We start from the raw sequence: 23,696 nt of genomic DNA on the forward strand, positions 1-23,696 counted from the left end.
TGAAGTTAGATTAGCGAAGAGTACCTGTGATGGTGCTTACAGCAGCCATTTCTGCAGCTTCTTGTTCTTGCTGCTCTTGGCGCTCACGTGCATCCAGGATCTCTTTAGTGATCAGGCCTTCCTCAATTTCACGCAGAGCGATAACAGTTTGCTTATCGTTCTCTTCCTGAACCAGTGAGTCTTTACCACCAGTTTGCATTTGGCGTGCGCGACGAGCTGCTACCAATACTAGATCGAAGCGGTTGCCAATTTTTTCAACAGCGTCTTGAACGGTTACGCGTGCCATGAAGAACTCCAGTAAGTAATAAAATCAAAATGACCGAAAATTATACAAAAGCGAACTGACCTAAACAACAAACATCTTTCAATAGCGATGCTTATTAGTCCAACAACCTGTCGATCATGTCATGGTGACGGCTGTATTGCTTGTCTTGCTTCATTCGCTCGGCGCGAAGGATGGCTTTGATGTCCATCAGGGCCACATCGAAATCATCGTTCACGATAACGTAATCATACTCGTTATAGTGAGAGATCTCAGAACGGGCTTCTTCCATGCGTTTTGCGATGACCTCATCAGAGTCCTGACCGCGCGCATTCAGGCGGCGCTCAAGCTCTTCACGGCTTGGCGGCAGAATGAAGATGCTTTTTGCGTTCGGCATTTTCTCGCGAATTTGCTGAGCACCCTGCCAGTCGATGTCGAGAAAAATATCGACGCCTTTTGACAGCATTTCTTCAATCCACAGGCGTGATGTGCCATAGAAATTACCGAATACTTCGGCGTATTCCAGGAAGGCTTCTTGTTCGATCAGCGCTTTAAAGTCGTCAACTGACACGAAGTGGTAGTGAACTCCGTTCTCTTCGCCCGGACGAGATGCACGGGTGGTGTGAGAAACAGACACTTTCATGTCGTAACGAGGATTGTCTTTCAGCAATGCCGAAATCAGGCTTGATTTACCGGCACCACTTGGCGCTGAAACGATGTAAAGCGTACCTTGGCTCATGGTCTTGATCACTGTGAGGTTAAAGGGCGCGCAGGGTACCATGACCCGCACAAAAATTGAATTCCACTTTTAGGATAACCCAATAATGGCAGCAACCTAAAGCGGGAACAAAAAGCCCGGCACAAAGACCGGGCTTTTCAGCTTTTCGTATCGATTACTCGATGTTTTGGATTTGCTCGCGCATCTGCTCGATCAGCACTTTCAGTTCAACGCCAGAAGCGGTGATGTCCGTGCTGATAGATTTCGAAGCCAGCGTGTTCGACTCGCGGTTGAATTCCTGCATCATGAAGTCCAGGCGACGACCACAAGCGCCACCTTTTTTCAGAATTTTCTTGGTTTCTGATACGTGAGAGTCTAGGCGATCCAACTCTTCCGCAACATCAGATTTCTGAGCCAGCAAGATGATTTCCTGTTCCACGCGGTTAGCGTCCAGTTCGATTTTCGCTTCTTCCAGCTTTGTAAGGAGGCGTTCACGTTGCCATTGCAGGATTTCCGGCATTTTCGCGCGTACTTTCACTACTTCAGCGGCAATGCTTTCCAAACGCTGTTCAATCAGCGCTTTCATGTTGTCGCCTTCGCTGGCACGTGCAGCGATGAAATCGTCAACGGTTTTGTCGAAACCTTCCAGCAAGGCTTTGTTGATCACATCCATGTCCTGCTCTGGGGTTTCCATCACACCCGGCCACTGCAGTACCTGGAAAGGACCAATATTGCCTTCGCCGGACATTTCTTTGATCCACTTTGCCGCGTGAATCACTTGTTTTGCCAATTCTTCATTGATTTTAAGCTCAGTGTTAGCTGACTGATTGGCTTCAAAGCGCAGATTGCATTCCACCTTGCCGCGGGCAAGACGGGAACGGAATCGCTCACGAATGATAGGTTCAAGGCCACGGAACTGCTCTGGCATGCGGATATAGGTTTCGAGGTAACGTTGGTTAACCGAGCGGATTTCCCAAACGGCTGTGCCCCATGTGCCCTTGATTTCCCGACGGGCGTAGGCAGTCATACTGTGGATCATTGAAGTTCACTCATTGATGAAAGTTGTGATGATTATACGCAGTCGCTGCCTTTTATGTCAGCAGCATGAAGGGAAACGGAAGAAAAAAGCAGACAAGACCGCATTGTATTAGCGTGTAAAAGGTGAAGCCGTTATAATCGCCGGTTAACGAAATTCAGCATTTATAAACAGGTGAGTCCTATGCGTCCTAGCGGCAGAGAAGTTGGTCAAATTCGTCCAGTCACAATTACCCGTCATTTTACCGCCCATGCGGAAGGTTCTGTGCTGGTGGCGTTTGGTGATACCAAAGTTATCTGTACCGCAAGCGTTGAAGAAGGCGTGCCGCGCTTTCTGAAAGGGAAAGGACAAGGCTGGGTGACCGCTGAGTACGGTATGCTGCCACGTGCAACCCACACCCGTAACCGTCGTGAAGCGGCAAACGGTAAGCAAGGCGGCCGCACTATGGAAATCCAGCGCCTGATCGCCCGTAGCCTGCGCGCTGCTGTGAACCTTGAAAAGCTGGGTGATTTCACTATCACCGTTGACTGTGATGTTATTCAGGCTGACGGTGGTACCCGCACTGCATCGATTACTGGCGCAAGCGTGGCGATGGCCGATGCGCTGAACAAGCTGGTGAGTGAAGGCAAACTGGTAGAGAACCCAATGAAAGGTCATGTTGCCGCGGTTTCTGTGGGTATCTTTGAAGGTACACCAATCTGCGATCTGGAATATGTGGAAGACTCCGCAGCAGACACGGATATGAACGTAGTGATGCTGGAAGATGGCCGCATGATTGAAGTGCAGGGTACTGCAGAAGCGGAACCGTTCACTGCCGATGAGCTTAATGCCATGTTGTCTCTGGCAACCCAAGGTATTCAGGACATTGTAGCGATTCAGAAAGCATCGTTAATTGATTGATGAGAAAGCGGCTTCTATTGGAGCCGCTTTTTTTTAACCTAGTTTTAAGCGAGGCGGATGCGCCTCAGGTAAAACCGGCAAGCTAGCCGACTTTTGTTCGACAGGAGAGAAAATGAAAGCCTATCAGCGTCAGTTCATCGAATTCGCATTGGAAAAAGAAGTCTTGAAGTTCGGTGAATTCACTTTGAAGTCAGGTCGTAAGAGCCCTTACTTCTTTAATGCCGGTCTGTTCAACACAGGCAGGGATTTGGCGCGTCTGGGCCGTTTCTATGCTGAAGCGCTGGTTGATGCGGGTATTGAATACGATCTGCTGTTTGGCCCTGCGTACAAAGGCATTCCCATTGCGACTACCACTGCGGTTGCGCTGGCTGAACATCACGATGTGGACACGCCTTACTGTTTTAACCGTAAAGAAGCCAAAGACCACGGTGAAGGTGGCAATCTGGTCGGTAGCGCGCTGGAAGGCCGTGTGATGCTGGTGGACGATGTGATCACCGCAGGCACAGCGATTCGCGAGTCGATGGAAATCATTCAGGCAAACGGTGCTGATTTGGCTGGTGTTCTGGTGGCGATTGACCGTCAAGAGCGCGGTAAAGGCGAGCTTTCTGCTATTCAGGAAGTCGAGCGAGACTTTGGCTGTCAGGTGGTGTCTATCATCAGCCTTGGCGATCTGGTGACGTATCTGGAAGAGCAGGGCGGCAACCCAGAACAATTGGATGCAGTAAAAGCATATCGCGCGGAATACGGTATCTAGCCGTTATGCTCGCACCTTTTATTTAGCCCGCTTTTGTGCGGGCTTTTTTGTATCTTCTACTTGAGATGTTACTGCTTTGAAGGGAGCTGTTTGCCTTGGAGAACCGTGGTCATCATGCAGATAGAAAAATAATTGCATGAAAAAACGTGATCATTGTTGCATTTGTTCAGTATTTGTTCAGCGTCAGTGAGTATTATGAACTCATCAAAGCGGCACAGCGAATCACAAAACGCTTTTGCTGCACCCTACACACTGCTAAGTCGGAGAAGAAACTATGAAAAAAGTAATGGTAGCGACACTAATGACTTTCGGTTTGTTTACTGCTGGAGCGCAGGCGGGGTATACATTGGAAGAGACGCAAGCTTGTGCTAATTCAACACAATTCCACTCTTGTGTTGCTCAGCTGAATGAGCAGCAATCCAAGACCAGCATGGACATTGGTTACTCAAAAGAAGAAGTGACCCAATGCGGTACAGCCAGTGACTTCCATGTGTGCGTAGATAATCTGCATGTTTAACATGTGGTAAACGGCAATGAGTTGGCCGTTTGCTACAACAAATAAAGAAGGCTGCATTATGCAGCCTTCTTTTCTGCTTTTCGCAGCACAATCAATTCAGTTGAGCGCTCAGAAGCTGCCAGTACTGGTCAAACTCCGCAGTCGGCGCGTATTTGAAGTTTGAACGCACGAAGCGGTTGAGGCTACCTTCTACCTGACCGAGAAGCTGAGCTGCCAGTACATTCTCATCAACTGGGAAACCTTTACCTTCACGAAGGCGGCGCTCACGCAGCACCTGACGCAGTTGGCTCTCGATTTTTTCGAATAGCTGATTGATGCGACCTTGCAGCCTGTCCTGCTCAAACATCAAGGCATGTCCTGTCATGATGCGTGTCAGTCCCGGATTACGCTCTCCGAAAACTAACAGCAATTGTAGGATCAAGCGTAAACGGGTCATCGTATCTTTTTCATCACTTTGGATGCGGTTGATACGGGTGATCAGTGACTCTTCGATAAACTCTATCAAGCCTTCGAACATGCGTGCTTTACTTGGGAAGTGTCGGTATAGCGCGGCTTCAGAAACGCCTACCTGCGCGGCAAGTTTGGCGGTGGTAATGCGTTGACTGCCCTGGTTGGACTCCAGCATTTGAGCCAGGGCCTGGAGGATTTCCTCTCTGCGATTCTGCTTTTTTTGGCCAGCCATGAATAGATGGTTCCTTTATTGTTCTTGGGGTCACTGACCCGAAATCTAGGCTGAAGAGCCGCTATATTAACGACGGCCTCTCTGTATTAAAAGAATAATGCACCTTGATTGCAGGTGAAGCCTACAGTAATTCCCGAAACCGTGAATGCGGCATAAAAAACGCCACACTTCTGTGGCATTTTTCAGATATTTCACCGGGTTAACGCTGTTATTTTGTACCAGAGTGTCCAAATCCTCCGGCACCACGCTCGGTCGCGTCGAAGTCTTCAACAATGTTGAACTGGGCTTGTACAACTGGCACAAAAACCAGTTGCGCAATACGCTCACCTGGCTCAATGGTAAAGGTTGTGTTGCCTCGGTTCCAGCAAGAAACCATGAGCTGGCCTTGATAATCTGAATCTATGAGGCCTACCAGGTTGCCCAGCACGATGCCGTGCTTATGGCCAAGGCCTGAACGTGGAAGAATGGTTGCTGCCAGTGAAGGGTCAGCAATGTGGATAGCAAGACCTGTCGGAAGAAGTTCCGTTTGGCCTGGTTCCAGTGTCAGCGGGGTATCCAGCACGGCGCGAAGGTCCAGACCTGCAGAGCCTTCTGTCGCGTATGCAGGGAGTGGGAATTCGTTACCGACGCGTGGGTCGAGGATTTTCAGATCGATTTTTTTCATAACCTAGTTCCGCTGTTTACTTATTTGATGTTGTAGAGTGCTGTAATTTCGCTGACAAGCTGGTTGCCAATATCTGATTTGCTCGCCAGAGGCAGTGCTTTATCGCCTTTTGGCCAGTATAGGTGCAGTGCATTCTGGTCGCTGTTAAAGCCTTGCCCTTCCAGAGAGACGTCATTGGCGCAAATCAAATCCAGATTCTTCTTCTGAAGTTTACCGCGTGCGTACTGTTCTACATCCTGGGTCTCAGCAGCAAAGCCGACGGTAAACGGGCGATTCTCTTCCAGTGAAGCAACAGAAGCGACGATGTCAGGGTTTTTGACAAGCGTGATCGTCATGTCATCTTCGCCATCTTGCTTTTTCATCTTCTGGTCGGCCACATTGGCAGGCCTGAAATCAGCGACCGCCGCACAGGCGATGAAAATGTGATGTTTAGGAGCGTGGGCGTGAACCGCGTCATGCATCTCTTGCGCGCTTTCGACATTCACTCGGTTAACGCCATTTGGTGTTGGCAGGTTCACTGGGCCACTGACTAGAGTGACACTTGCGCCCCGTTTAGCGGCCGCTTCTGCGATCGCATAGCCCATTTTCCCTGAGCTGTGATTGGTGAGGTAACGCACCGGGTCAATGGCTTCGCGGGTTGGCCCTGCGGTAATGAGAAAAGAAGTGCCGGAGAGGTCTCCTTCGGTGAAGTGGTCTTCAACCAAACCGACTAACTGCATCGGCTCTAGCATGCGACCTGGGCCAATATCACCACAGGCCTGTTCACCGCTTGCTGGCCCCCAAATTGGGTGGCTGCGTCGTTTCAATGTCGCGAGATTTTCCTGCGTGGCAACCGCGCGGTACATTTGCTGGTTCATGGCGGGCGCAATCGCAACTGGTGCATCTGTTGCCAAGCAAAGGGTCGTCAGAAGATCATTGCCTATGCCTGCCGCCACACGGGCAATTAGGTCAGCAGTGGCAGGTGCCAACAATACCAAATCTGCCCATTTCGCAATTTCGATATGACCCATTGAGGCTTCAGCAGCAGGGTCGAGCAAGCTGTCAGACACAGGGTGGCCAGAGACTGCCTGCATGGTCAGCGGGGTGATAAATTCTTTCGCTGCGTGAGTCATGACAATGCGAACGTCAGCGCCACGTTCAATCAGGCGACGCGTCAGATCGGCACATTTATAAGCCGCAATACCGCCACCGATACCTAAAACAATCCGTTTGCCCGACAGGGTCTGAGTGATTTTCTGAGCCATAACTAATTTAGCCAATGGATAATGAGAGGAAAGATAACACAAAAGACCGGGAAAGCGCCTGTTACGCTCGACGAATGTGAAAGCGATATTATTCACGTTCGAAATGTAAATACGTAGCCACTCAAACTTGCCGAGTTTGTAAGTCTATCGCAGCGTTTTGATGATGATGTTGACGGTTTTAATGGTGAAAGCGACGCTCGGGGTTTTCTTTCACTGAGAATGTCATGTCGCTAAAAAATATGCCTGAAGAGTGTCGGCCACGTGAGAAGTTGTTGGCGAGAGGCCCAGAGTCGCTCACCAATGCAGAGCTTCTTGCCATTTTCTTGCGCACCGGTGTTAAGGGCATGAATGCGATTGAACTTGCTAGCTACCTTTTAGAAGATTTTGGTTCACTTAGAGGGTTAATGCAGGCTGAACTGAAACAATTCAGTGAACGCAAAGGGCTGGGTTCTGCGAAATATGCCCAACTTCAGGCCGTGTTGGAGCTTAGCAAACGTCACCTAGGTGAAACGTTGGCGAGGGAGGATGCACTTTCCAGTCCGTCACATACCGCCAGATACCTTTCCTGCAAACTGCGTGACCGCCCAAGGGAAGCCTTTCTCGTGCTCTACCTTGATAATCAGAATCGCCCTATAAAAGACGAGATTTTGTTTGAAGGTACAATCAATTCCGCCAATGTATATCCGAGAGAAGTGGTAAAACGTTGTCTCGATGTAGGCGCCAATGCAGTGATTCTCGCCCATAATCACCCTTCGGGTATCGCTGAACCCAGCACAGCAGACCGTCATATCACCAACAGAATTGGCGATGCTTTAGCTTTAGTGGACATTCGTTTGCTCGACCATATGGTGATTGGGGATGGGGACGTGGTATCCTTCGCCGAACGTGGTTGGATTTAAGGGTATTTCGGTACTCTGGTCGTCTTTAACACCTTTTCTCTAATTCGGTAGAAAGCCGCTAACATGGCGTTTTTTCTGGGGGTGAGTGAGGTTTACCTCAGGTCAACGTCACCTAGGTTGCTAAAAAACGATCAAAAACTGTCAAAAGGATCTGCTCGGGACTTGAGCAATGGAAAGACAGTTAGTATAATGCGCCACCTTTGATAGCCTTGACGTAGAGCCTGACCTTGTTTGCAGGACTGGCGGACAAGGTTGATATCGAGCTGAAACGATTTGGAGAGACATTCATGTCACGAGTATGCCAAGTAACTGGCAAGCGTCCTGTAGTTGGTAACAACCGCTCTCACGCTAATAACGCCACCAAGCGTCGTTTTCTGCCGAACCTGCAAACTCATCGTTTCTGGGTAGAAAGCGAAAACCGCTTCGTTAAACTGCGTCTTACCCCTAAAGGTATGCGCATCATCGACAAGAAAGGTATTGATTCTGTTCTGGCAGATATCCGTGCCCGTGGTGAGAACGTTTAAGAGGACTTAAAGAATGGCTAAAGGCATTCGCGAGAAGATCCGCCTGGTATCATCTGCTGGTACTGGTCACTTCTACACTACTGATAAGAACAAACGTAACATGCCGGGCAAGTTCGAGATCAAGAAATTTGATCCAGTTGTTCGTCAACACGTTATGTACAAAGAAGCAAAAATCAAGTAATTGGTTTTCGCCTCTGATAAAGAACCCGGCTTTGGCTGGGTTTTTTTATATCCGTAAATCAGAGACTTCGATAGATATCCAAACAGCTTGATGACTTTTGAATGCGAGTATTTTTAGTCTGTTTAGGTGTACACTTTGAATGACGATTGAAGATACTGAGAGTGAGCGATGGCTACACCGTCCCGCAGAACATTCAACAATTTCCTTATCTTGGGGATTTTGGCGTTTATCACACTGATAAACCTGCCAACCTACCTTAGAAGCCAGCTGGCAGAAAGTGAGGCCGAACAATCGGTTGAGCAGGTACTACCTGATGGGATCATTGCTTTGATGCCATCCGATGTGGAAGTCAAAGCACTGCGTTTTCCGAAATTCACCCTCACCAATGCCATGCCATGGCAAACCGATAGAAAGCTGTCTATCTCAGCCACTGAATTGGCAAACCGATGGATTAACCTGTCTGGCACAGAAATCGACACAGACACCTATGACAAGTTAAAACCTGGTCTTCGTGAACCGGCGACTTTGGTGGTGGATAGAGGTGAAGCTGTCGAGCCTTTACGTCTGACCTATTATCAATTGCCTCAATTCTGGCTCATTCAAAACTGGGAAAACCGTTGGCTTGCGGTCTCTGTTGATCCAAACTACCTGTTCCCATTCGCCAACCAGAATTAGCAGGATGCCAGAATTACCGGAAGTTGAAGTGAGCCGTATGGGTATTAAGCCCCATGCGACGGATCAGGTGGTTACCAAACTGGAGGTCAGACAGTCCAAACTACGTTGGCCTGTTCCGGACACCTTATTTGATATCGAAGGCCAGACAATTCGTGCAGTGAAACGCCGCGCAAAGTACTTGATACTGGAAACGGATATTGGCTATGCGCTGGTGCATTTAGGAATGTCAGGCAGTTTACGGGTATTGCCACAGGCGGCAGAGCCGGATAAGCACGATCATGTCGATTTACACCTCTCCAATGGAAAAGTAATTCGCTACAACGATCCACGTCGATTTGGCGCGTGGCTTTGGCAGGAAAAGGGCGGAGACCATCCCGCTTTGGAAAAATTGGGTCCAGAGCCACTCACTGACGCGTTTACTGGTGAATATCTGTTTGAAAAGGCGCAGGGGAAACGCACGGCGATTAAGCAATTTATTATGGATAACGCCGTCGTCGTCGGGGTGGGGAACATCTACGCCAATGAATCTCTGTTCACCTCTAGAATCCACCCACAGCGTCCAGCAGGACAACTTCGCCTCGAAGAAGCCAATATACTGGTGGCAGACATCAAAGACGTTTTGGCAACTGCCATCAAACAAGGTGGCACGACGCTGAAAGATTTCACTCAAGCTGATGGCAAGCCAGGCTACTTTGCGCAAGAGTTGTTGGTGTATGGCAGACAAGGAAAACCGTGCCCGGTGTGTGGCACTGAACTTGACAGTGTGAAGATAGGGCAGCGAAATACGGTGTTTTGCCCCGAGTGCCAAAAATAATAAAGCCCGCTTTAGCGGGCTTTATCGTTGTTATTTCTTCAGTTGAGATTTCAATGCTTCGAGCACTTTGGGATGAACGAAACCACTGGTGTCGCCACCATGAAGAGCCACTTCTTTCACTAGCGTGGAAGAGATAAACGAGTTTTCTTCCGAAGGCGTGAGAAAGACGCTTTCAAGTTCAGGCATCAAACGGCGATTCATATTCGCTAGCTGAAACTCATATTCGAAATCGGAGACTGCGCGCAATCCGCGAACCAGAATGTTCGCGTTGTATTGCTTGGCAAAGTCCACCAAAAGGCCGGAGAAACCCACCACACTGACATTGTCGAGATGCTCGGTTACCGCTTTTGCCAATTGGACGCGCTCTTCAAGATCAAACAGGGGCTTTTTGCTTGGGCTGGCAGCGATACCAACCACAACATGGCTAAACATTGCTGCAGCGCGTTCTATGAGATCTACGTGACCGTTAGTGATGGGATCGAATGTACCGGGATAGATGACTCTGGTTGTCATAATGTATGCTCGATAAACTTATCTACGCCGTTTTGGCAGCGTTTGAGTTTGTGTTCAACGGTATTGGTCAGGATTATGTCGTTAGCTGGCAGTGATTCACGAGGACTTTCGTCATGATAGATATGGAAGCCAGCTCCAGCAAACTTTAGATAAAGTCGGTTAATGCCACTGTTTAACATACGGTGGACAAACTCACTGTCCTCACGGCCCCAACCCACAAAGTCATTATTAAAACCATTGACGCGCTTAAAATCATCTGCCCAAAAAGACATATTGCAGCCACGTGTTGATTTATCTGAGTTTGAAATCTTAGAAAACAAACCACTAATGAAGCGATTCGAAATTGAGTTGTGACGATTTCTTATACCTTTAGATAACAGACTGGGAAGTTTTCTTGTCAAGAGCGTATTTTCGGAACAATTTGGTTCCATGATAACGCGACCTCCCTGTATGAATTGATTGGGTCTAGCATTAATAATATGGTCTTCTATGAACCGAGGGGGAAGAATTAGGTCGCCATCAATCATGATGTAGTAGTTACCTGTTGCCTTAGCAAAAGCGCGGTTTCGACTTTCCGCAAGTCGAAAACCATCATCAGGCTGCCAACTGTGTATCAAAGGTACTGGGAAGTCTTTAGCGCAATCTGCAATGAGATTTGCTGTTGCTTCTTTTGAACCATCATCGGCGATGATGACCTCATCAGGTAGTTTGGATTGAAGTTTTAGGCTGTGCAAAACTGCTGCTAAGGCTTGCTCCCAGTTGTAGGTAGCAATGATTAAGGAGACTTTCACATATTTTCCTTATGTTTTTGTTCTCTTAGCCAAAGATCGACATACTTTACGAAGGTTGAATGCATGGTTAGCCATGCCAAAATGAAACCACGGCGACCGTCAAGAAAACCACATCTTAGGACATACATCTTTAAAAATGCTGCAAAGGCATGAATCAGAGCCTTAGATAGACTTGATTTTTTCGTTCCCTCTCTCTCATCAGCCCAACTGCGCAAATAGCCTGTAGTTTTTCCGATATAATGATGAAGGTTGTCATAGGTATAGTGTAACAAGTTCCCGTTTAGCTTTTTTACTTGCGTTTTAGGTACTTCAATCACTTTCTCATGAACCAATGCATCGTTGTAAGTTGTAAGCGAAGTTGGATAGAGACGAGTTAACCAATCTGGCGTCCAGCCGGAGTGATGGATGAACTGACCAAAAGCGCTGCTCAAACGATTAATTTGATAGACAGTGTTATCTTTCGGGAGTGCCGTGGCTTCCAGAATTGCAGTTCTTAGTTCTGGAGTTACGCGCTCATCAGCATCAAGCCAAAGCACATAATCGGAGGTGACATATTGCTGTGCACGCTGTCGCTGGATGCCAAACCCTGGCCAATCCTCTGAAACATAAAACTTATCTGTATAACGTCGGGCTATGTCTTCCGTCTCATCGGTACTTCCTGAATCAAGAATCACAATCTCATCTACCCAACCGGCAACCGAAGAGAGGCAAGCATTAAGGTGTTGAGCTTCATTTTTGACAATTAATGCAACTGCAAGCGTAGGTTTATCCAAGGTTATATCCTTTCATTTTCTAGTTGCAAAGATAAGTCTTTTGATACTGCATCAAACATTGAAATAACGCTAACACTGCTGATAAGGCTCATTGCATTACTATCTTTAACTCTAGTTCGCCAGTTAAGTTGCTGCGGGGTCTTTCCTGTCTCAGAAAAAACAGCCTCCTCGTATACAGATACCGTATATTTGAGGTAACGATAAGGACCTACTCTCTTCGGATTATGGTGTGCATAGAGTCCAATAACAGGGGTGCTCATCGCGTTTGCCATATGCACTGGACCTGTATCAGGCGCAATAACGAGGTCGGCATTGTCGATAAGTGCCAGCATTTGCAAAAGGCTCGACCGACTCACAAGACTCTCACAAGGTTTCTCTAATATTGACTGAATGTCATTAGCCAGTTCTACTTCCACCTGAGAGGGACTACCCGCCAAAATGACATGCCATCCATTGTTACGGGCATGGTTGATTACGCTGACATAACCTGCCGCATTCCAGTTTTTGTATGCTTTTGATGCCCCAGGTACAAGCAGTAGATTGGGCTTTTTGTTGTGCATCTTGCTGCGCGCCCAGTGTTTATCTGCTTCTGAGTATTCAAGTGTCCAATTAGGTACCATATCTTTAACACCTAACTTATAGGCGAATGCCATGAAACCATCTGCGACATGATTCGATTTTGGTGATGGGACTTTTACATTGGTAAAAAGTGTTTGGAAGTCTTGGCTACGATCAGCCGAAAACCCGAGGGTATATGTTGCTTTTATACCCAAGCTAACTACACTCGCGCGTATCGCGTATTGCATGTGCAGAAGGGCATCAAACGTTTCCTCCTCCAACTGCTTCCATACTGAGGTGTAGGCATTAAAACCTGATTTTTTATCAAAGACAATTACCCGTATGCCTTTCACTGAATCAAGAAGTTGTGCTTCGAGTTTGCCTGTAATCCAAGTTATCTGAGTTTCGGGCCAGTAACTCTGAATGGCTTGAACTGCCGCAATAGCGTTGCAAACATCACCAATCGCGGATAGGCGAAGAATACAAATTGATTTTGGAGCATCAGAAAACAAAGGTTTCATAGTATCCTTGAGCAGCGAAGCAGTAAATATGAGTGAATTTGTATGGGGGATAAGTTACCGTCTTCCCACCTTTATTCAGCAACATTGTATCGCTTACAATGTTTGGATTCGAGAGGATAAACTGCGCCACTGATATCTGGTTACTGTTATCAGAGTAAGTTATTGCAATATATCGATAAGAGAAAGTAAATGGATCAGAAAACGTTGCCCGATTGCCAAGTGTGGTTTGACGGGGCGCTATTATCGGAGTGTGATGCTGCATCAGCTTTTGAGCCAGTTTTTTGGGAGCAGAACAGTAAAGTCATTGGCTCTGCCAGAGGGCGAGGAATAACGTTGTTTGTACAGGGCGAGCGCTTACCTATGGCACTCCGCCACTACCATCGTGGAGGTTTGTTTGGAAAACTGGTTTCCGATCAATATTGGTTTAGTGGTTGGAAAAATACGCGATGTTATCAGGAGTTCGTTCTTTTACGACACCTTCGTGAGTCTGGAGTGAATGTTCCTCAGCCTGTTGCTGCCAAAGCAAGTAAAGCAGGTTTGCTGTCCTATCGCGCAGATATTCTCGTTGAATTGATCCAAAATGCTAAAGATCTTGTCAAAGTGCTTGCAGATACGGACTTGACTCCGCACATCTGGTTTGCGATTGGAAAAGAGGTTGCAAAGATGCATCACGCTGGTGTTTGCCACACTGACTTGAATGCCCACAATATTTTGCTTGATGATAATAACCGAGTTTGGCTAATCGATTTTGATAAGTGTGGGCTGCGTAAAGGTAATAGTTGGAAACAGACCAACTTAAACCGACTATTGCGCTCGTTCTTAAAAGAAAAGAGCAAAGCTGGGATTAAGTTTGATGAAGCCAACCACTGGGGCTGGCTAGTTGATGGGTATAGATCAAGCGGCTTTAAATAAGCCTTGTCATTCGTGCCATCAGCATTTTGAAACGCGAGATAGTATATGATCTATCGTAAAGGCAATCGCCCCCTTGTTCTTTTGCACTACTTCTTCGGCTGCAATTGACATCGCTAAACGTTTTTGAGGGTTAGTAAATAACTCAAAAAGTCTTTCGGCAATAACTGTTTCATCCGCACAGACATTGGTTGCCCCTGCATCTGAAAGCTGATTGGTGACATCAGTAAAATTAAAAAAGCTTGGACCAATCAGACTGGGTTTTCCTAATGTTGCAGGTTCTAATAGGTTGTGCCCCCCAACCTTGTCTCCTATCAGACTGCCGCCCATGACCGTAATGTCAGCGCACTCAAGCATAACGAGCAGCTCACCCATGGTGTCACCCAGATACACTTGAGTTTGAGCTGTCACCTTTTCATCTGTGTGGCTACGCCGCACTGTTTGAAGTGCTTGCTGGTGGCAAAGCCTCTCGACGTCATCAAAACGCTCAGGATGACGCGGAACTAGGACAAGAAGTGTATTAGGGCTTTTTTCGAGAATACGTCGATGTATATTTAGCATCTTTTCATCCTCACCTTTATGCGTACTAGCTGCAATCCAGATAGGCCTATCTGGGCCCAAAAGGTAGCGTAAACGTTGTCCTTTGATCAGTGTTTCTGGGGTAATAGATAGATCATATTTAATCGAGCCACTCACATAAACTTTGGCTCCATCTACTCCAAGTTGGATAAAGCGCTGCTTGTCGTCTTGGTGCAGGCAGAGTACCTCACTTAGCGAATTTGATATTACGTTAAACAGAGGTTGGATTTTACGATAGCCGGATGCAGAACGCTCAGAAAGACGTGCATTGATAACTGTAACTGGAATGCCATTCTGATGGACTGTATGCAGTGTATTGGGCCAAAGTTCGGTTTCTACTATTATCAAAGCTCGGGGTTTTACTGTTTTAAGAAAGCGGTTAATGCAATGACTAAAATCGATAGGCATGTAGCGGTGCTCGACTAACGTACCAAGCTTTTCAGCTTGCACTGCTCCTGTACTTGTCGTTGTGGTGAGTAAAACCGGAAGTGATGGCTCTTTTTGCTTAAGTTCTCTAATTAATGGTGAAACAGCCAGAACTTCGCCGACTGAAACAGCATGTATCCACAAAGGTTTTTTCCCTTGCAAGGTGGGAGTATAACCCCAATGCTCTTTCCAGCGATTACCAATTCTAGGCTTGTTAGTGCGTCTTCGGTAAAGAGACCAGAGTAATACTGGGCTAACGATAGCTAGTAATAGTGTGTAGATAAAGCGGGCTAACACGCGTCGACCTCTATAGGGTTTAGCCTGATAATCTCGTTAAGCACCCGAGCCGGTTCTAATTCGGCCAGACATTTAAGGTGTTCCTTTGGGCATTCGCGAGAAAAACAAGGTCGACACTCAATGTCTGTATGTAACACTGCGACATGTTCCGCCAGAGGTGGTGTATAACCCGGAGAAGTAGAACCATACAAAGCAACCAAACGACAACCGACCGCAGCGGCGATATGCATGAGTCCTGAGTCATTACTAACCACAGTACCGCACAAAGCAAGCAGGTCGATCGCTTCAGTTAAACTGGTTTTACCCGCTAGATTAGAGCAATACTTTTGTTGGTTCTCATCTAAGCTGGCGACAATTTTTGACGTTACTTCCTTGTCTTTTGCTGAACCAAACAACCAAATTTGAAAACCCATGTCTATGAGTCTTTGGGCCGTTTCTGCAAAATGATATTCTGGCCAACGTTTGGCCGGACCAAATTCTGCGCCAGGACACAGGCCGACAACGGGCCGGTTGAGTTGCAGGGTGAATTTTTCAATAGCTTTTCGCTGTAGTTTCGTATCAATATTCAGTTTTGGCCTAGACAATCCGGGCAAACTGGAACTGTCAATCATGTCTTCACGTGGGTAAGCCAGGGCGATATAGCGTTCAACCATTAAGGAAAAAGCTTTTTTATTCGGCCGCAAATCGTTGAGTAGGCCATAGCGCATTTCTCCTCGCCAGCCAATGCGAAGGGGGATTTTCGCAAACCAAGGGATAAGTGCGGATTTTGCGGAATTAGGCAAAACGTAGGCACAGTCGTACTTTTCTTGGCGCAGCTCTCTACCCAAATGTCGGCGAACATTCAAGGCTAATGCTCCATGGCCAAGTGGCATCGCGATAGTCTTATCAACTTGCGGCATTCGTTCGAGAAGAGGCCGACACCAGTCAGGCGCCATAACATCTAGCTGGCTATCAGGGTGATGTTTTTTGAGTTCGATATAGAGTGCCTGCGACATCACCATATCTCCTACCCAAGCAGGGCCAATAACCAAGATTTTTTTCATATCAATGTGAGCTCATAGAGAGGTATTTCAATGTGATTGCAAGACATTCTACTCGAACTTGGAGGGGTTTATTACATTTTAGCTTTACGAAGTTTTTCTTGTAAGCTCGAAATAACGCTCTGCGACCAGAAGAGAAATCATTCTCTCAACCTGAGGATCTCTGAATTGATCTACCCACCTGTGGGCATTGTTAATGATGCCTAGAGCTTCATCTTCGTGGCTTAGATAATAGTTAACTTTCTCTATCAGGTCCGAGTAATCATCTTTTAGCTCAACGTAGTGGATACCAGGCTGGAGTCTACCTTCCATAAACCAAGTCTCGAACTTGGGCCTAGACATCATCACCAACGAGTTTGATGACATTGCCCACTTTAAGTTTGTTGCAACATCATTGCCCTCAATCGCAAGAAGAAATTTGTATGCCAGTTGTTCCTTTTTGCTCATTTCTTCCTTTTCCCAAGGAGCGCCATGACAAGGTTTAGTCTGACCAATGTTGCACATTGGGTGATTATAGAAAGCCTTAATGACCGTTTGACGGTGGGGTTGATAACCTACGCCTCTCCACGCCACCATATCTTTTTTTTCTTGATATTTTCTTTTGTCTTTGACGAACGCGAAATGTCTCACTTTGTTGAGTTTCAGTAGAACTGAATTACCGTTCATGCTGCCAATGGGGCGACTCTTTACAAAACTTGGTGTGTTAGGAACATGTGTGACGTCACCATTAATGTAGTTAAACGAAAAATCAGGATCAAAAAAGTGCACTACATCTTTGATATCAAAGAAGTAAGTCCAGCCGCGAGTTTTTTTGAATGCAGCAACAGTAGAAAATTGTTGTTGTTCAGGTTTTGGAGCAAAGGCTACCGTTAGCTTATTGTAGTAACTCACTCTTTCCTCAATCGATGCTCTCTGATCTGATGTGATTTTAGCTAACAAAAAGCTACCGACTTTGTGCCATAAGATGTTTGGAATGAGTGCTTTGAGCGCGTTTTTTGAGTAATAAGGGAACTTCACGTGGTGTTTTCCTCTGGGAGAGTTGCTGCATTGCCTTCTTTTTTTACAAATAGTGAGAAGAAGTATCTTCTTAACCTTGCTGATTATACAAGGTCAACCAATCAAAGCTGAAACTGATGAGTAGTATCAAATCATAGTCAATTGATTGTGAGTACACATATCGCTGATTTTATCTATTGATAATTTGGGTTCGGTTGCCTGGAGGCACAGTATTGGAAGCACTTGATTTGTAGAGTTTGCCCTTAGGTGAGTATAATCAGCGTTGTTTAGGTGCATTGGAAAAACTGATGAAGGTGTATGTGCTCAGCTTAGCTCGTTCTTGTGATCGAAGAGAAAGGATGAAGCTACAACTTGACAAAGCTGGTGTTGAATTCGAGTTTTTTGATGCAATTGATGGCAGTAGCTCTGAGAGATTTACTCACTCTGAAAAAGCTGCTCCTCAGTTGACGTTCAAAAGAAAGGGCTACTTCTTGCGACCAAATGAAGTAGCGTGTTTTGCAAGCCATTATTCACTGTGGGAAAAATGTATTGAACTAGATACGCCTATCTTGATACTTGAGGATAACGTTGACATTGATGATATCGTTTCAACTGAGGTTCTGGATGAAGTCATGAATTATGCTTCAAAGTATGGGTATATTAAGCTTTCTTCGACATTTCAGTCTGCTTTTACTGAACTTTATAAGCTTAGTTGCGGTATTTCTGTCGGTCAGTTTAGTAAAAAAAGTTGCGGAACCACTGCTTATATTCTTTCACCTTTAGCTGCCCAAAAGTTTGTTAAGAATGCAAAGAGGTTTATAGAGCCCGTCGATGACTATATGGAAAAACCGTGGAGGCATGGCGTGAAAACGTACAGTGTGCATCCATCTCTGTTTGAGAGGGCAAATATACCGTCAACTATCTCATCTGACTCTAAGTCAAGGAAGCATAAAGTGCAAGTTGGGTTGTTTTCTAAGTTATATAGAGAGCTATTTCGAATCCACGAATCTATAGCTAGAATTATTTTTTGGAAGCATAGGTAGAATTTTTTGGTGAGAGAATTTAATTCTTATAGAAAGGTAGTAATCGACTGTATTATTCTCCTTCCCTTAGTTTGGGCATTTGCTGTTCAGTTTTTATATGCGGATGCAAAGAAACATATGGTTTTTGCATTTATTTTTTCTTTTCTCGTTGTTATTTTCAATGATGGATTTCAATGTGTTGCGGAAAATATAAAAAATAGGAAGTCAGCATGGTTGCTAGGCTTGTTTTTTGTGCTGTCTATTATATTTTACTTTTTAAATGGATATAGTTCAAATGTTGTGAGGGCCAGTGCTATTGTATTTTTTTATTTCACTATTTTACCTAAAAGAACATTGAAAATTTTTGCTGATAATGTGCATTATTTTCTTTTTCTTGGTGCTATATCTATTGGTTTTTTTTCCTATTACCAAGGGAGTGTAATGTCTCTTGGGCGGCATTGGGAAATGAACCCAATTCCCTTGAGTACGATTGCAGCTGTTCTTCTTGTTTCTTCTTTGGCGGTTTTTTTTGAAGCAGAAAGCAAGAAGAAAAAAATAATGATGATTACATCTTTTATCTTTTCATCTAATGCTCTTGTATTGGGAGAGAGTCGTGGTGTCATGCTGGCCATGGGAGTGGCTGTTGTATTGTTAGTTTGCTACGTTTTAACTAAGAACGCTAATAAAATAAGAATGAGGAAATATATCTCAATCTTCATACTTTCAATTGTTGGCCTTTTAACATTGAATATATCTTCAATAGTTGCACGGTATGAGGCAACCAAGAAAGAAGTTGCTTCAATTGAGTCTGGTAATCTCAATACTTCGATCGGTTTTCGTCTTCAGTTATGGCATGCTGGAGCTGAACTAATTAAAGATAAGCCGATTTTAGGCTATGGTGAGTCACACAAGGAAGAGAAAGAAAGACTTGCAAAAGAAGGGTATATAAGTAAGCAAGCAGCAAAACACTCGCATTATCATAACCAATACATAGACTCCATGGTAAAAAATGGAGTGGGAGGTCTTTTCAGTATCTTACTTTTAATTTTTCTTCCATTACTCTTTGTTTGGAAAAAATAACCCTCATTACATCTATTGGAGCGCTGTCTTCAGTCATATATTCAATTGCAGCATTAACAGATGTTCCTTTTCTCCATGCAGAAACCCTCACGATCTATTTGTTTATAATGGCTATCGCCTACGAAGGTTCTATCGATGAGACTCTGGACCAGGCTTTTACATAGACTGAAGATAAGGAACTAATGCCCCTTATCTAAGTCAGCTTACATTGTCATACTGTTAAACACGATAAAGAGTAAAGAGTTATGTGTGACTTGGCTTTCGGTAAGGGGAGCCCATATTGTCAGAGCGCGTTTTTAGTAGAGGTAATATCCACATATATTGCTCTGGGTTTTTTAGTACCTGCTGCTCTATGAATATATTAAGCAACCTAGCATCATCTGACTCGTCACCAGTTAATATAATGGGTTCGAATAGTTCCATTTCATAGTTTCCACTATCAATATTGAACGTTGCATACAGAGGGACAATTTTGGCTTGGCTAACTTTAGCTAACTTGTATAAGCCCGACATTGTTGCCTTAGTTGTACCAAAAAAATCCACAAATACGCTATGTTTTTCACCCAAATCCTCATCAGGTAAATAATACCCAAGATAGCCACTTCGGACAGCTTTTATAAATGGTTTAATACCTTGATTTCTCTCACAGACAGCCCCTCCGTATTGCACACGTTGTCTATGCATTAACCAGTCTAGAAGACTGTTTTTTTGTTTTTTGGCAAATGCAGCGACAGGTAGGCCATGAGACGCTAGGTAGATAGCTGGAACATCAATGGACCATGTATGAGGAACAAGAAGAATGGTGTTATTCTGAGAGCTATTTTCTAGGTGATTCAAGCCATGAATTGTAACTCTATTATTAAGCCATTTTTTACTCCGAAGGGAGATTAGGGGAAATCTAAGCAAATAGCTGATAGCAATGCAAAATTGCTTTCTAAGAATAAACTCTCGCTCTGATTGGGACTTTTCTGGAAAGCATAACGAAAGGTTAACTCTAGTGCGGTGAACACTTCCTGACTTGCTCAAAGAAACAGCCCTGGACAATCCTAATGCCATGAATTTATGGATAACTGGCGGCAAAAGAGAGAATAAAGCACCGAGAAACACGACAATCCACGTCCCCCAGTATTTTGGTGTCAAGTAACGCCAACTAAATGTTGGATTATACGTTTGTTGGTCTATTGGGGCTGGGCTCATGGGAACAACTTTAATCAGTACCAAAAAGGTCCCGAGTATATACTTTCTCAGCAACGTCTTGAAGAGCATCTGTCATGCGGTTCGATACGATAACGTCAGATTGTTGCTTGAAAGCATCGATGTCGCGAACCACACGTGAGTTAAAGAAAAGCTCATCTTCGAGCACAGGTTCATAAACGATGACCTCTACACCTTTAGCTTTCAGCCGCTTCATAATGCCTTGCACCGATGATGCACGGAAGTTATCAGAACCCGCTTTCATGATTAGCCGGTAAATGCCAACAACCTTGGGTTGACGTTTTAAGATTGACTCTGAAACAAAATCCTTTCGTGTACGGTTAGCCTCGACGATAGCACCAATCATGTTGTTAGGAACTTTTTGGTAATTTGCCAGCAACTGCTTGGTGTCTTTAGGAAGACAGTAGCCACCATAGCCAAAGGACGGGTTGTTGTAATGGTTGCCGATACGAGGGTCTAGACACACTCCTTCAATAATTTGCTTTGTATCTAAACCGTGTGCTTCGGCATAAGAGTCCAATTCATTGAAGTAAGCAACACGCATAGCCAGATATGTGTTGGAAAATAGCTTTACTGCTTCGGCTTCAGTCGAGTGAGTAAACAATACATCAATGTTCTCCTTGATAGCCCCTTCAATCAATAGATTGGCAAATTTCTCTGCGCGTTTGCTTTGCTCACCAACAATGATGCGCGAAGGATAAAGGTTATCCATAAGTGCCTTTCCCTCGCGCAGAAACTCTGGGGAGAATATGATATTATCGCTCTCGACCTCTTGCTTGATACGTGCTGTGTAGCCCACTGGTACCGTTGATTTGATGACCATTAGAGCATTGCTATTGTGATTCATCACATCACGTATTACCGATTCTACTGAAGAGGTATTGAAGTAATTTGTGTGAGGGTCGTAATCGGTCGGTGTTGCTATAACAACGAAGTCAGCATTTTTATATGCCAACTCTTTATCGGTAGTCGCAGTGAAGTTGAGGCTTCTGTTAGCCAGAAAGTCTTCGATTTCTGCGTCGGCAATCGGTGATTTCTGCTTATTGAGTAAAGCAATCTTCTCAGCATCGATGTCAAGCGCAACAACTTCATTGTTTTGTGCCAGCAACATAGCCATGGACAGGCCAACATAGCCTGTTCCAACAACTGCAATTTTCAATTCTTCACCTCGTTGTGAAAGACAAAACAAACTAAAAAAACCAACAAGTAAAACCCAGATTTTCTTAAGTATTGAGAGCTAGCATATATTCAGCAACACCTTCCGCTACTGTCTTAAAGTCATGTGGATAACCCGCTGCGCGAACTTTGGTGAGATCTGCCTGAGTGTAAGCCTGGTAGCGGCCTTTCAGATGGTCTGGGAATGGGATTTCTTCCACTTCGCCTTGACCATGGTGCTTGATCACAGCGTCTGCAACCGCGCGGAAAGGTTCTGCGCGACCGGTACCGCAGTTGAAGATGCCTGATTTGCTGTTTTGCCAGAACCAGATGTTCATCTTGCACACGTCACCAACATATACGAAATCACGCTTGAAGGTGTCGCTGCCTTCGAACAGTTTCGGGTTTTGGCCGTCTTTGATTTGATTATTCAGGTGGAAAGCCACAGACGCCATGCTGCCTTTGTGGTTCTCACGTGGACCATAAACGTTGAAGTAACGGAAACCAGTGATTTGAGACAGTGTCTCACCATGTGCTTCAGCGTCAGCCCAAATGCGACGAACGTAATTGTCGAACAGCTGCTTGGAATAACCGTAAACGTTCAGTGCGCCTTCGTATTGTGGCTCTTCGATGAAGTCGTGGTCGCGGCCGCCGTAAGTTGCAGCCGATGATGCGTAGAGGAATGGAATTTCACGCTCGAGACAGTAATGCAGCAACTCTTTTGAATACTCATAGTTGTTGAGCATCATGTACTTGCCGTCCCACTCAGTGGTTGCAGAGCACGCACCTTCGTGGAATACCGCTTCGATAGGACCGAAATCGTCACCCGCCATGATTTGCGCGATGAAGTCTTCTTTGTCCATGTAATCAGCGATATTCAGGTCAACCAGATTCACGAATTTGGTGCCGTCTTTCAGGTTATCAACCACCAGAATGTCGTTGTAACCTTGTTCGTTCAGCGCTTTAACCAGATTGCTGCCGATCATGCCGGCGCCGCCAGTCACTATAATCATATCTTTACCTAAATTCTGTTGACCTGAATTATGAGAAGACCCCACCAGTAATTCAGTGAGGCTATGGTAATATTTCCCTTTCTGGGCTTGAGGATAGCAGTTTAACCATGAAAACCCGTGATCGCATTATTCATTCAGCGCTAGCGCTCTTCAACGAGCAGGGTGAGCCAAACGTCACCACTAATCATATTGCTGCCGATCTAGGGATCAGCCCCGGAAATCTGTATTACCACTTCCGTAATAAGGAAGAGATTATACACAGCATTTTCGATCAATACGCGCTCGATCTTTCAATGGGTTTTCAGCCAGAAGTGCCAGCGGAATCTGACGAACAGCGACTGCTTGCATACCTTGATGCCACCTTCCAACTGATGTGGCGATACCGTTTCTTCTACGCCAATCTGCCCGATATCCTAAGTCGCGATGCCGAGCTTCAGAATAAATATCTGGAGGCACAGCAGGCATTGAAAGCCAATCTCTTTGCAATGTTAAGCCGCTTTCGTGAAACGGGATGGCTGGATATGGACGATGAAGCGCTGCAATCGCTGTGCAGCACGCTGAAACTTGTCGCGTCGAGTTGGATATTCTATCAAAGCGCGCAGTCACCACAGGCAAAGGTGACGCCAGTGGTGATTTATCAGGGCGTGCTGCAAATCCTCAAAATGGTGTCACCGATGACAACTGATAAAGGCAGGGCAGTGGTATCAGGCTTGATTGGGCACTATCGCGAACAAATGGAAAGCACCAAGGCGGCTTCCGACTCAGCGTGATCGAGCACAATAAGATGTACTAATTCAATAGACGCGACCTTCCTCAGAACTCTATCATCTACATTCTTTCTAATATGTCATACTGTAAGCTGGGTGTTATTTAGACACTTTAGCTTTCAGTGGTGCAATAATCATATTGATATCAACCTGTTCCTGTTTCCATCGATG

28 protein-coding genes are annotated in these 23,696 nt (G+C 45.5%); 12 read left to right on the plus strand and 16 right to left on the minus strand.

What is annotated here, in order from left to right; translation table 11 throughout:
- Positions 1-10: 10 nt before the first annotated feature.
- The 3 genes from rpoZ to G5S52_RS16375 all read right to left on the minus strand — a co-directional run bounded on the left by rpoZ (position 11) and on the right by G5S52_RS16375 (position 2,019).
- A complete protein-coding gene (gene rpoZ, locus G5S52_RS16365; RefSeq protein WP_002535357.1) occupies positions 11-286 on the minus strand; it encodes a DNA-directed RNA polymerase subunit omega in 276 nt (91 codons plus the stop codon).
- A gap of 94 nt (positions 287-380) precedes the next feature.
- Entirely contained in the window at positions 381-1,001 is a 621-nt protein-coding gene (gmk, locus tag G5S52_RS16370; protein ID WP_165015949.1) for a guanylate kinase, read from the minus strand.
- 154 nt (positions 1,002-1,155) lie between these two features.
- Positions 1,156-2,019 carry a YicC/YloC family endoribonuclease gene (locus tag G5S52_RS16375; RefSeq protein WP_165015952.1) on the minus strand — a complete coding sequence of 288 codons (864 nt, stop codon included), beginning with the start codon at positions 2,017-2,019 and terminating at the stop codon, positions 1,156-1,158.
- Positions 2,020-2,199: 180 nt separating this feature from the next.
- On the opposite strand from G5S52_RS16375, the gene rph reads away from it, so the two are divergent.
- From rph to G5S52_RS16390, 3 genes are all read left to right on the plus strand, one after another.
- Positions 2,200-2,916: a ribonuclease PH gene (gene rph, locus G5S52_RS16380; RefSeq protein ID WP_165015955.1), complete on the plus strand. Its 717-nt coding sequence runs from the start codon at positions 2,200-2,202 to the stop codon at positions 2,914-2,916.
- Positions 2,917-3,028: 112 nt separating this feature from the next.
- On the plus strand, positions 3,029-3,670 hold the full coding sequence (gene pyrE, locus G5S52_RS16385) for an orotate phosphoribosyltransferase (RefSeq protein WP_002535351.1): 642 nt from the start codon (positions 3,029-3,031) through the stop codon (positions 3,668-3,670).
- Positions 3,671-3,956: 286 nt separating this feature from the next.
- Positions 3,957-4,187 (plus strand): hypothetical protein, encoded by a 231-nt coding sequence (locus G5S52_RS16390; protein ID WP_205743944.1) that lies wholly within the window; start codon positions 3,957-3,959, stop codon positions 4,185-4,187.
- A 91-nt stretch (positions 4,188-4,278) separates the two neighbouring features.
- On the opposite strand, the gene slmA is transcribed toward G5S52_RS16390, so the two are convergent.
- The 3 genes from slmA to coaBC form a co-directional block, all read right to left on the minus strand.
- Positions 4,279-4,869 carry a nucleoid occlusion factor SlmA gene (gene slmA / locus G5S52_RS16395; protein ID WP_002535349.1) on the minus strand — a complete coding sequence of 197 codons (591 nt, stop codon included), beginning with the start codon at positions 4,867-4,869 and terminating at the stop codon, positions 4,279-4,281.
- A gap of 208 nt (positions 4,870-5,077) precedes the next feature.
- Positions 5,078-5,533, minus strand: a complete 456-nt coding sequence (dut, locus tag G5S52_RS16400) for a dUTP diphosphatase (protein ID WP_165015961.1) — start codon at positions 5,531-5,533, stop codon at positions 5,078-5,080.
- Positions 5,534-5,553: 20 nt separating this feature from the next.
- Positions 5,554-6,777: a bifunctional phosphopantothenoylcysteine decarboxylase/phosphopantothenate--cysteine ligase CoaBC gene (coaBC, locus tag G5S52_RS16405; protein WP_165015964.1), complete on the minus strand. Its 1,224-nt coding sequence runs from the start codon at positions 6,775-6,777 to the stop codon at positions 5,554-5,556.
- Positions 6,778-7,001: 224 nt separating this feature from the next.
- Between coaBC and radC the strand changes: the two genes are divergently transcribed.
- From radC to mutM, 5 genes are all read left to right on the plus strand, one after another.
- Positions 7,002-7,676 (plus strand): RadC family protein, encoded by a 675-nt coding sequence (gene radC, locus G5S52_RS16410; protein WP_165015967.1) that lies wholly within the window; start codon positions 7,002-7,004, stop codon positions 7,674-7,676.
- A 287-nt stretch (positions 7,677-7,963) separates the two neighbouring features.
- On the plus strand, positions 7,964-8,200 hold the full coding sequence (rpmB, locus tag G5S52_RS16415) for a 50S ribosomal protein L28 (protein ID WP_046307935.1): 237 nt from the start codon (positions 7,964-7,966) through the stop codon (positions 8,198-8,200).
- A 13-nt stretch (positions 8,201-8,213) separates the two neighbouring features.
- A complete protein-coding gene (gene rpmG, locus G5S52_RS16420) occupies positions 8,214-8,381 on the plus strand; it encodes a 50S ribosomal protein L33 (RefSeq protein WP_002535344.1) in 168 nt (55 codons plus the stop codon).
- A gap of 168 nt (positions 8,382-8,549) precedes the next feature.
- Entirely contained in the window at positions 8,550-9,056 is a 507-nt protein-coding gene (locus G5S52_RS16425; protein WP_165015969.1) for a hypothetical protein, read from the plus strand.
- A 4-nt stretch (positions 9,057-9,060) separates the two neighbouring features.
- Positions 9,061-9,870, plus strand: a complete 810-nt coding sequence (gene mutM, locus G5S52_RS16430; RefSeq protein WP_165015972.1) for a bifunctional DNA-formamidopyrimidine glycosylase/DNA-(apurinic or apyrimidinic site) lyase — start codon at positions 9,061-9,063, stop codon at positions 9,868-9,870.
- A 30-nt stretch (positions 9,871-9,900) separates the two neighbouring features.
- Here mutM and coaD read toward each other — a convergent pair whose 3' ends face one another.
- The 4 genes from coaD to G5S52_RS16450 are packed head-to-tail and all read right to left on the minus strand — an operon-like array spanning position 9,901 to position 13,017.
- On the minus strand, positions 9,901-10,383 hold the full coding sequence (gene coaD, locus G5S52_RS16435; protein ID WP_165015975.1) for a pantetheine-phosphate adenylyltransferase: 483 nt from the start codon (positions 10,381-10,383) through the stop codon (positions 9,901-9,903).
- Positions 10,380-11,174 (minus strand): glycosyltransferase family 2 protein, encoded by a 795-nt coding sequence (locus G5S52_RS16440; RefSeq protein ID WP_165015978.1) that lies wholly within the window; start codon positions 11,172-11,174, stop codon positions 10,380-10,382. The genes coaD and G5S52_RS16440 overlap by 4 nt, the downstream gene beginning before the upstream one ends.
- On the minus strand, positions 11,171-11,947 hold the full coding sequence (locus G5S52_RS16445) for a glycosyltransferase family 2 protein (RefSeq protein WP_165015981.1): 777 nt from the start codon (positions 11,945-11,947) through the stop codon (positions 11,171-11,173). Before G5S52_RS16445 ends, G5S52_RS16440 begins: the two co-directional genes overlap by 4 nt.
- A gap of 2 nt (positions 11,948-11,949) precedes the next feature.
- Positions 11,950-13,017 (minus strand): glycosyltransferase family 9 protein, encoded by a 1,068-nt coding sequence (locus tag G5S52_RS16450; RefSeq protein ID WP_165016336.1) that lies wholly within the window; start codon positions 13,015-13,017, stop codon positions 11,950-11,952.
- 198 nt (positions 13,018-13,215) lie between these two features.
- Between G5S52_RS16450 and G5S52_RS16455 the strand changes: the two genes are divergently transcribed.
- The gene (locus G5S52_RS16455; protein WP_165015984.1) at positions 13,216-13,938 is read left to right on the plus strand and encodes a 3-deoxy-D-manno-octulosonic acid kinase; all 723 of its coding nucleotides are present in this window, start codon (positions 13,216-13,218) and stop codon (positions 13,936-13,938) included.
- Between the two features lie 18 nt (positions 13,939-13,956).
- Here the strand turns inward: G5S52_RS16455 and waaA are convergent, their stop codons facing one another.
- From waaA to G5S52_RS16470, 3 genes are all read right to left on the minus strand, one after another.
- Positions 13,957-15,237, minus strand: coding sequence for a lipid IV(A) 3-deoxy-D-manno-octulosonic acid transferase (gene waaA, locus G5S52_RS16460; protein WP_165015987.1), 1,281 nt, complete (start codon positions 15,235-15,237; stop codon positions 13,957-13,959).
- Positions 15,231-16,280: a lipopolysaccharide heptosyltransferase II gene (gene waaF, locus G5S52_RS16465; protein WP_165015991.1), complete on the minus strand. Its 1,050-nt coding sequence runs from the start codon at positions 16,278-16,280 to the stop codon at positions 15,231-15,233. The genes waaA and waaF overlap by 7 nt, the downstream gene beginning before the upstream one ends.
- A gap of 84 nt (positions 16,281-16,364) precedes the next feature.
- Complete coding sequence (locus G5S52_RS16470) at positions 16,365-17,294, minus strand: glycosyl transferase family 90 (protein WP_165015994.1); 930 nt, start codon at positions 17,292-17,294, stop codon at positions 16,365-16,367.
- A 287-nt stretch (positions 17,295-17,581) separates the two neighbouring features.
- Here G5S52_RS16470 and G5S52_RS16475 point away from each other — a divergent pair, with 287 nt between their 5' ends.
- Together G5S52_RS16475 and G5S52_RS24360 are read left to right on the plus strand one after the other, a co-directional pair.
- Positions 17,582-18,316, plus strand: a complete 735-nt coding sequence (locus G5S52_RS16475) for a glycosyltransferase family 25 protein (protein ID WP_165015997.1) — start codon at positions 17,582-17,584, stop codon at positions 18,314-18,316.
- 9 nt (positions 18,317-18,325) lie between these two features.
- Positions 18,326-19,375 (plus strand): O-antigen ligase family protein, encoded by a 1,050-nt coding sequence (locus G5S52_RS24360; protein WP_165016000.1) that lies wholly within the window; start codon positions 18,326-18,328, stop codon positions 19,373-19,375.
- Positions 19,376-19,618: 243 nt separating this feature from the next.
- Here the strand turns inward: G5S52_RS24360 and G5S52_RS16485 are convergent, their stop codons facing one another.
- The 3 genes from G5S52_RS16485 to rfaD form a co-directional block, all read right to left on the minus strand.
- Positions 19,619-20,572 (minus strand): lipid A biosynthesis (KDO)2-(lauroyl)-lipid IVA acyltransferase, encoded by a 954-nt coding sequence (locus G5S52_RS16485; protein WP_165016003.1) that lies wholly within the window; start codon positions 20,570-20,572, stop codon positions 19,619-19,621.
- Between the two features lie 10 nt (positions 20,573-20,582).
- Complete coding sequence (locus G5S52_RS16490; RefSeq protein WP_165016006.1) at positions 20,583-21,749, minus strand: nucleotide sugar dehydrogenase; 1,167 nt, start codon at positions 21,747-21,749, stop codon at positions 20,583-20,585.
- Positions 21,750-21,813: 64 nt separating this feature from the next.
- The gene (gene rfaD / locus G5S52_RS16495; RefSeq protein WP_165016009.1) at positions 21,814-22,758 is read right to left on the minus strand and encodes an ADP-glyceromanno-heptose 6-epimerase; all 945 of its coding nucleotides are present in this window, start codon (positions 22,756-22,758) and stop codon (positions 21,814-21,816) included.
- Positions 22,759-22,865: 107 nt separating this feature from the next.
- Here rfaD and G5S52_RS16500 point away from each other — a divergent pair, with 107 nt between their 5' ends.
- Positions 22,866-23,528 (plus strand): TetR/AcrR family transcriptional regulator, encoded by a 663-nt coding sequence (locus G5S52_RS16500; RefSeq protein WP_165016012.1) that lies wholly within the window; start codon positions 22,866-22,868, stop codon positions 23,526-23,528.
- Positions 23,529-23,696: the final 168 nt, after the last annotated feature.

The sequence above is a fragment of the Grimontia sedimenti genome (genome assembly GCF_011045095.1).
In the GTDB taxonomy this organism is placed as follows: domain Bacteria; phylum Pseudomonadota; class Gammaproteobacteria; order Enterobacterales; family Vibrionaceae; genus Enterovibrio; species Enterovibrio sedimenti.

Excerpts from the sequence above, each read along its gene's own strand:
- G5S52_RS16455 (WP_165015984.1), top strand. The coding sequence starts at position 13,216 with ATGGATCAGAAAACGTTGCCCGATTGCCAAGTGTGGTTTGACGGGGCG.
- G5S52_RS16475 (WP_165015997.1), top strand. The coding sequence starts at position 17,582 with ATGAAGGTGTATGTGCTCAGCTTAGCTCGTTCTTGTGATCGAAGAGAA.
- rpmB (WP_046307935.1), top strand. The coding sequence starts at position 7,964 with ATGTCACGAGTATGCCAAGTAACTGGCAAGCGTCCTGTAGTTGGTAAC.
- pyrE (WP_002535351.1), top strand. The coding sequence starts at position 3,029 with ATGAAAGCCTATCAGCGTCAGTTCATCGAATTCGCATTGGAAAAAGAA.
- radC (WP_165015967.1), top strand. The coding sequence starts at position 7,002 with ATGTCGCTAAAAAATATGCCTGAAGAGTGTCGGCCACGTGAGAAGTTG.
- dut (WP_165015961.1), bottom strand. The coding sequence starts at position 5,533 with ATGAAAAAAATCGATCTGAAAATCCTCGACCCACGCGTCGGTAACGAA.
- rph (WP_165015955.1), top strand. The coding sequence starts at position 2,200 with ATGCGTCCTAGCGGCAGAGAAGTTGGTCAAATTCGTCCAGTCACAATT.
- gmk (WP_165015949.1), bottom strand. The coding sequence starts at position 1,001 with ATGAGCCAAGGTACGCTTTACATCGTTTCAGCGCCAAGTGGTGCCGGT.
- G5S52_RS16375 (WP_165015952.1), bottom strand. The coding sequence starts at position 2,019 with ATGATCCACAGTATGACTGCCTACGCCCGTCGGGAAATCAAGGGCACA.
- coaBC (WP_165015964.1), bottom strand. The coding sequence starts at position 6,777 with ATGGCTCAGAAAATCACTCAGACCCTGTCGGGCAAACGGATTGTTTTA.
- rpmG (WP_002535344.1), top strand. The coding sequence starts at position 8,214 with ATGGCTAAAGGCATTCGCGAGAAGATCCGCCTGGTATCATCTGCTGGT.
- coaD (WP_165015975.1), bottom strand. The coding sequence starts at position 10,383 with ATGACAACCAGAGTCATCTATCCCGGTACATTCGATCCCATCACTAAC.
- slmA (WP_002535349.1), bottom strand. The coding sequence starts at position 4,869 with ATGGCTGGCCAAAAAAAGCAGAATCGCAGAGAGGAAATCCTCCAGGCC.
- rpoZ (WP_002535357.1), bottom strand. The coding sequence starts at position 286 with ATGGCACGCGTAACCGTTCAAGACGCTGTTGAAAAAATTGGCAACCGC.
- G5S52_RS16425 (WP_165015969.1), top strand. The coding sequence starts at position 8,550 with ATGGCTACACCGTCCCGCAGAACATTCAACAATTTCCTTATCTTGGGG.
- G5S52_RS16390 (WP_205743944.1), top strand. The coding sequence starts at position 3,957 with ATGGTAGCGACACTAATGACTTTCGGTTTGTTTACTGCTGGAGCGCAG.
- rfaD (WP_165016009.1), bottom strand. The coding sequence starts at position 22,758 with ATGATTATAGTGACTGGCGGCGCCGGCATGATCGGCAGCAATCTGGTT.
- waaF (WP_165015991.1), bottom strand. The coding sequence starts at position 16,280 with ATGAAAAAAATCTTGGTTATTGGCCCTGCTTGGGTAGGAGATATGGTG.
- mutM (WP_165015972.1), top strand. The coding sequence starts at position 9,061 with ATGCCAGAATTACCGGAAGTTGAAGTGAGCCGTATGGGTATTAAGCCC.
- G5S52_RS16485 (WP_165016003.1), bottom strand. The coding sequence starts at position 20,572 with ATGAGCCCAGCCCCAATAGACCAACAAACGTATAATCCAACATTTAGT.
- G5S52_RS16500 (WP_165016012.1), top strand. The coding sequence starts at position 22,866 with ATGAAAACCCGTGATCGCATTATTCATTCAGCGCTAGCGCTCTTCAAC.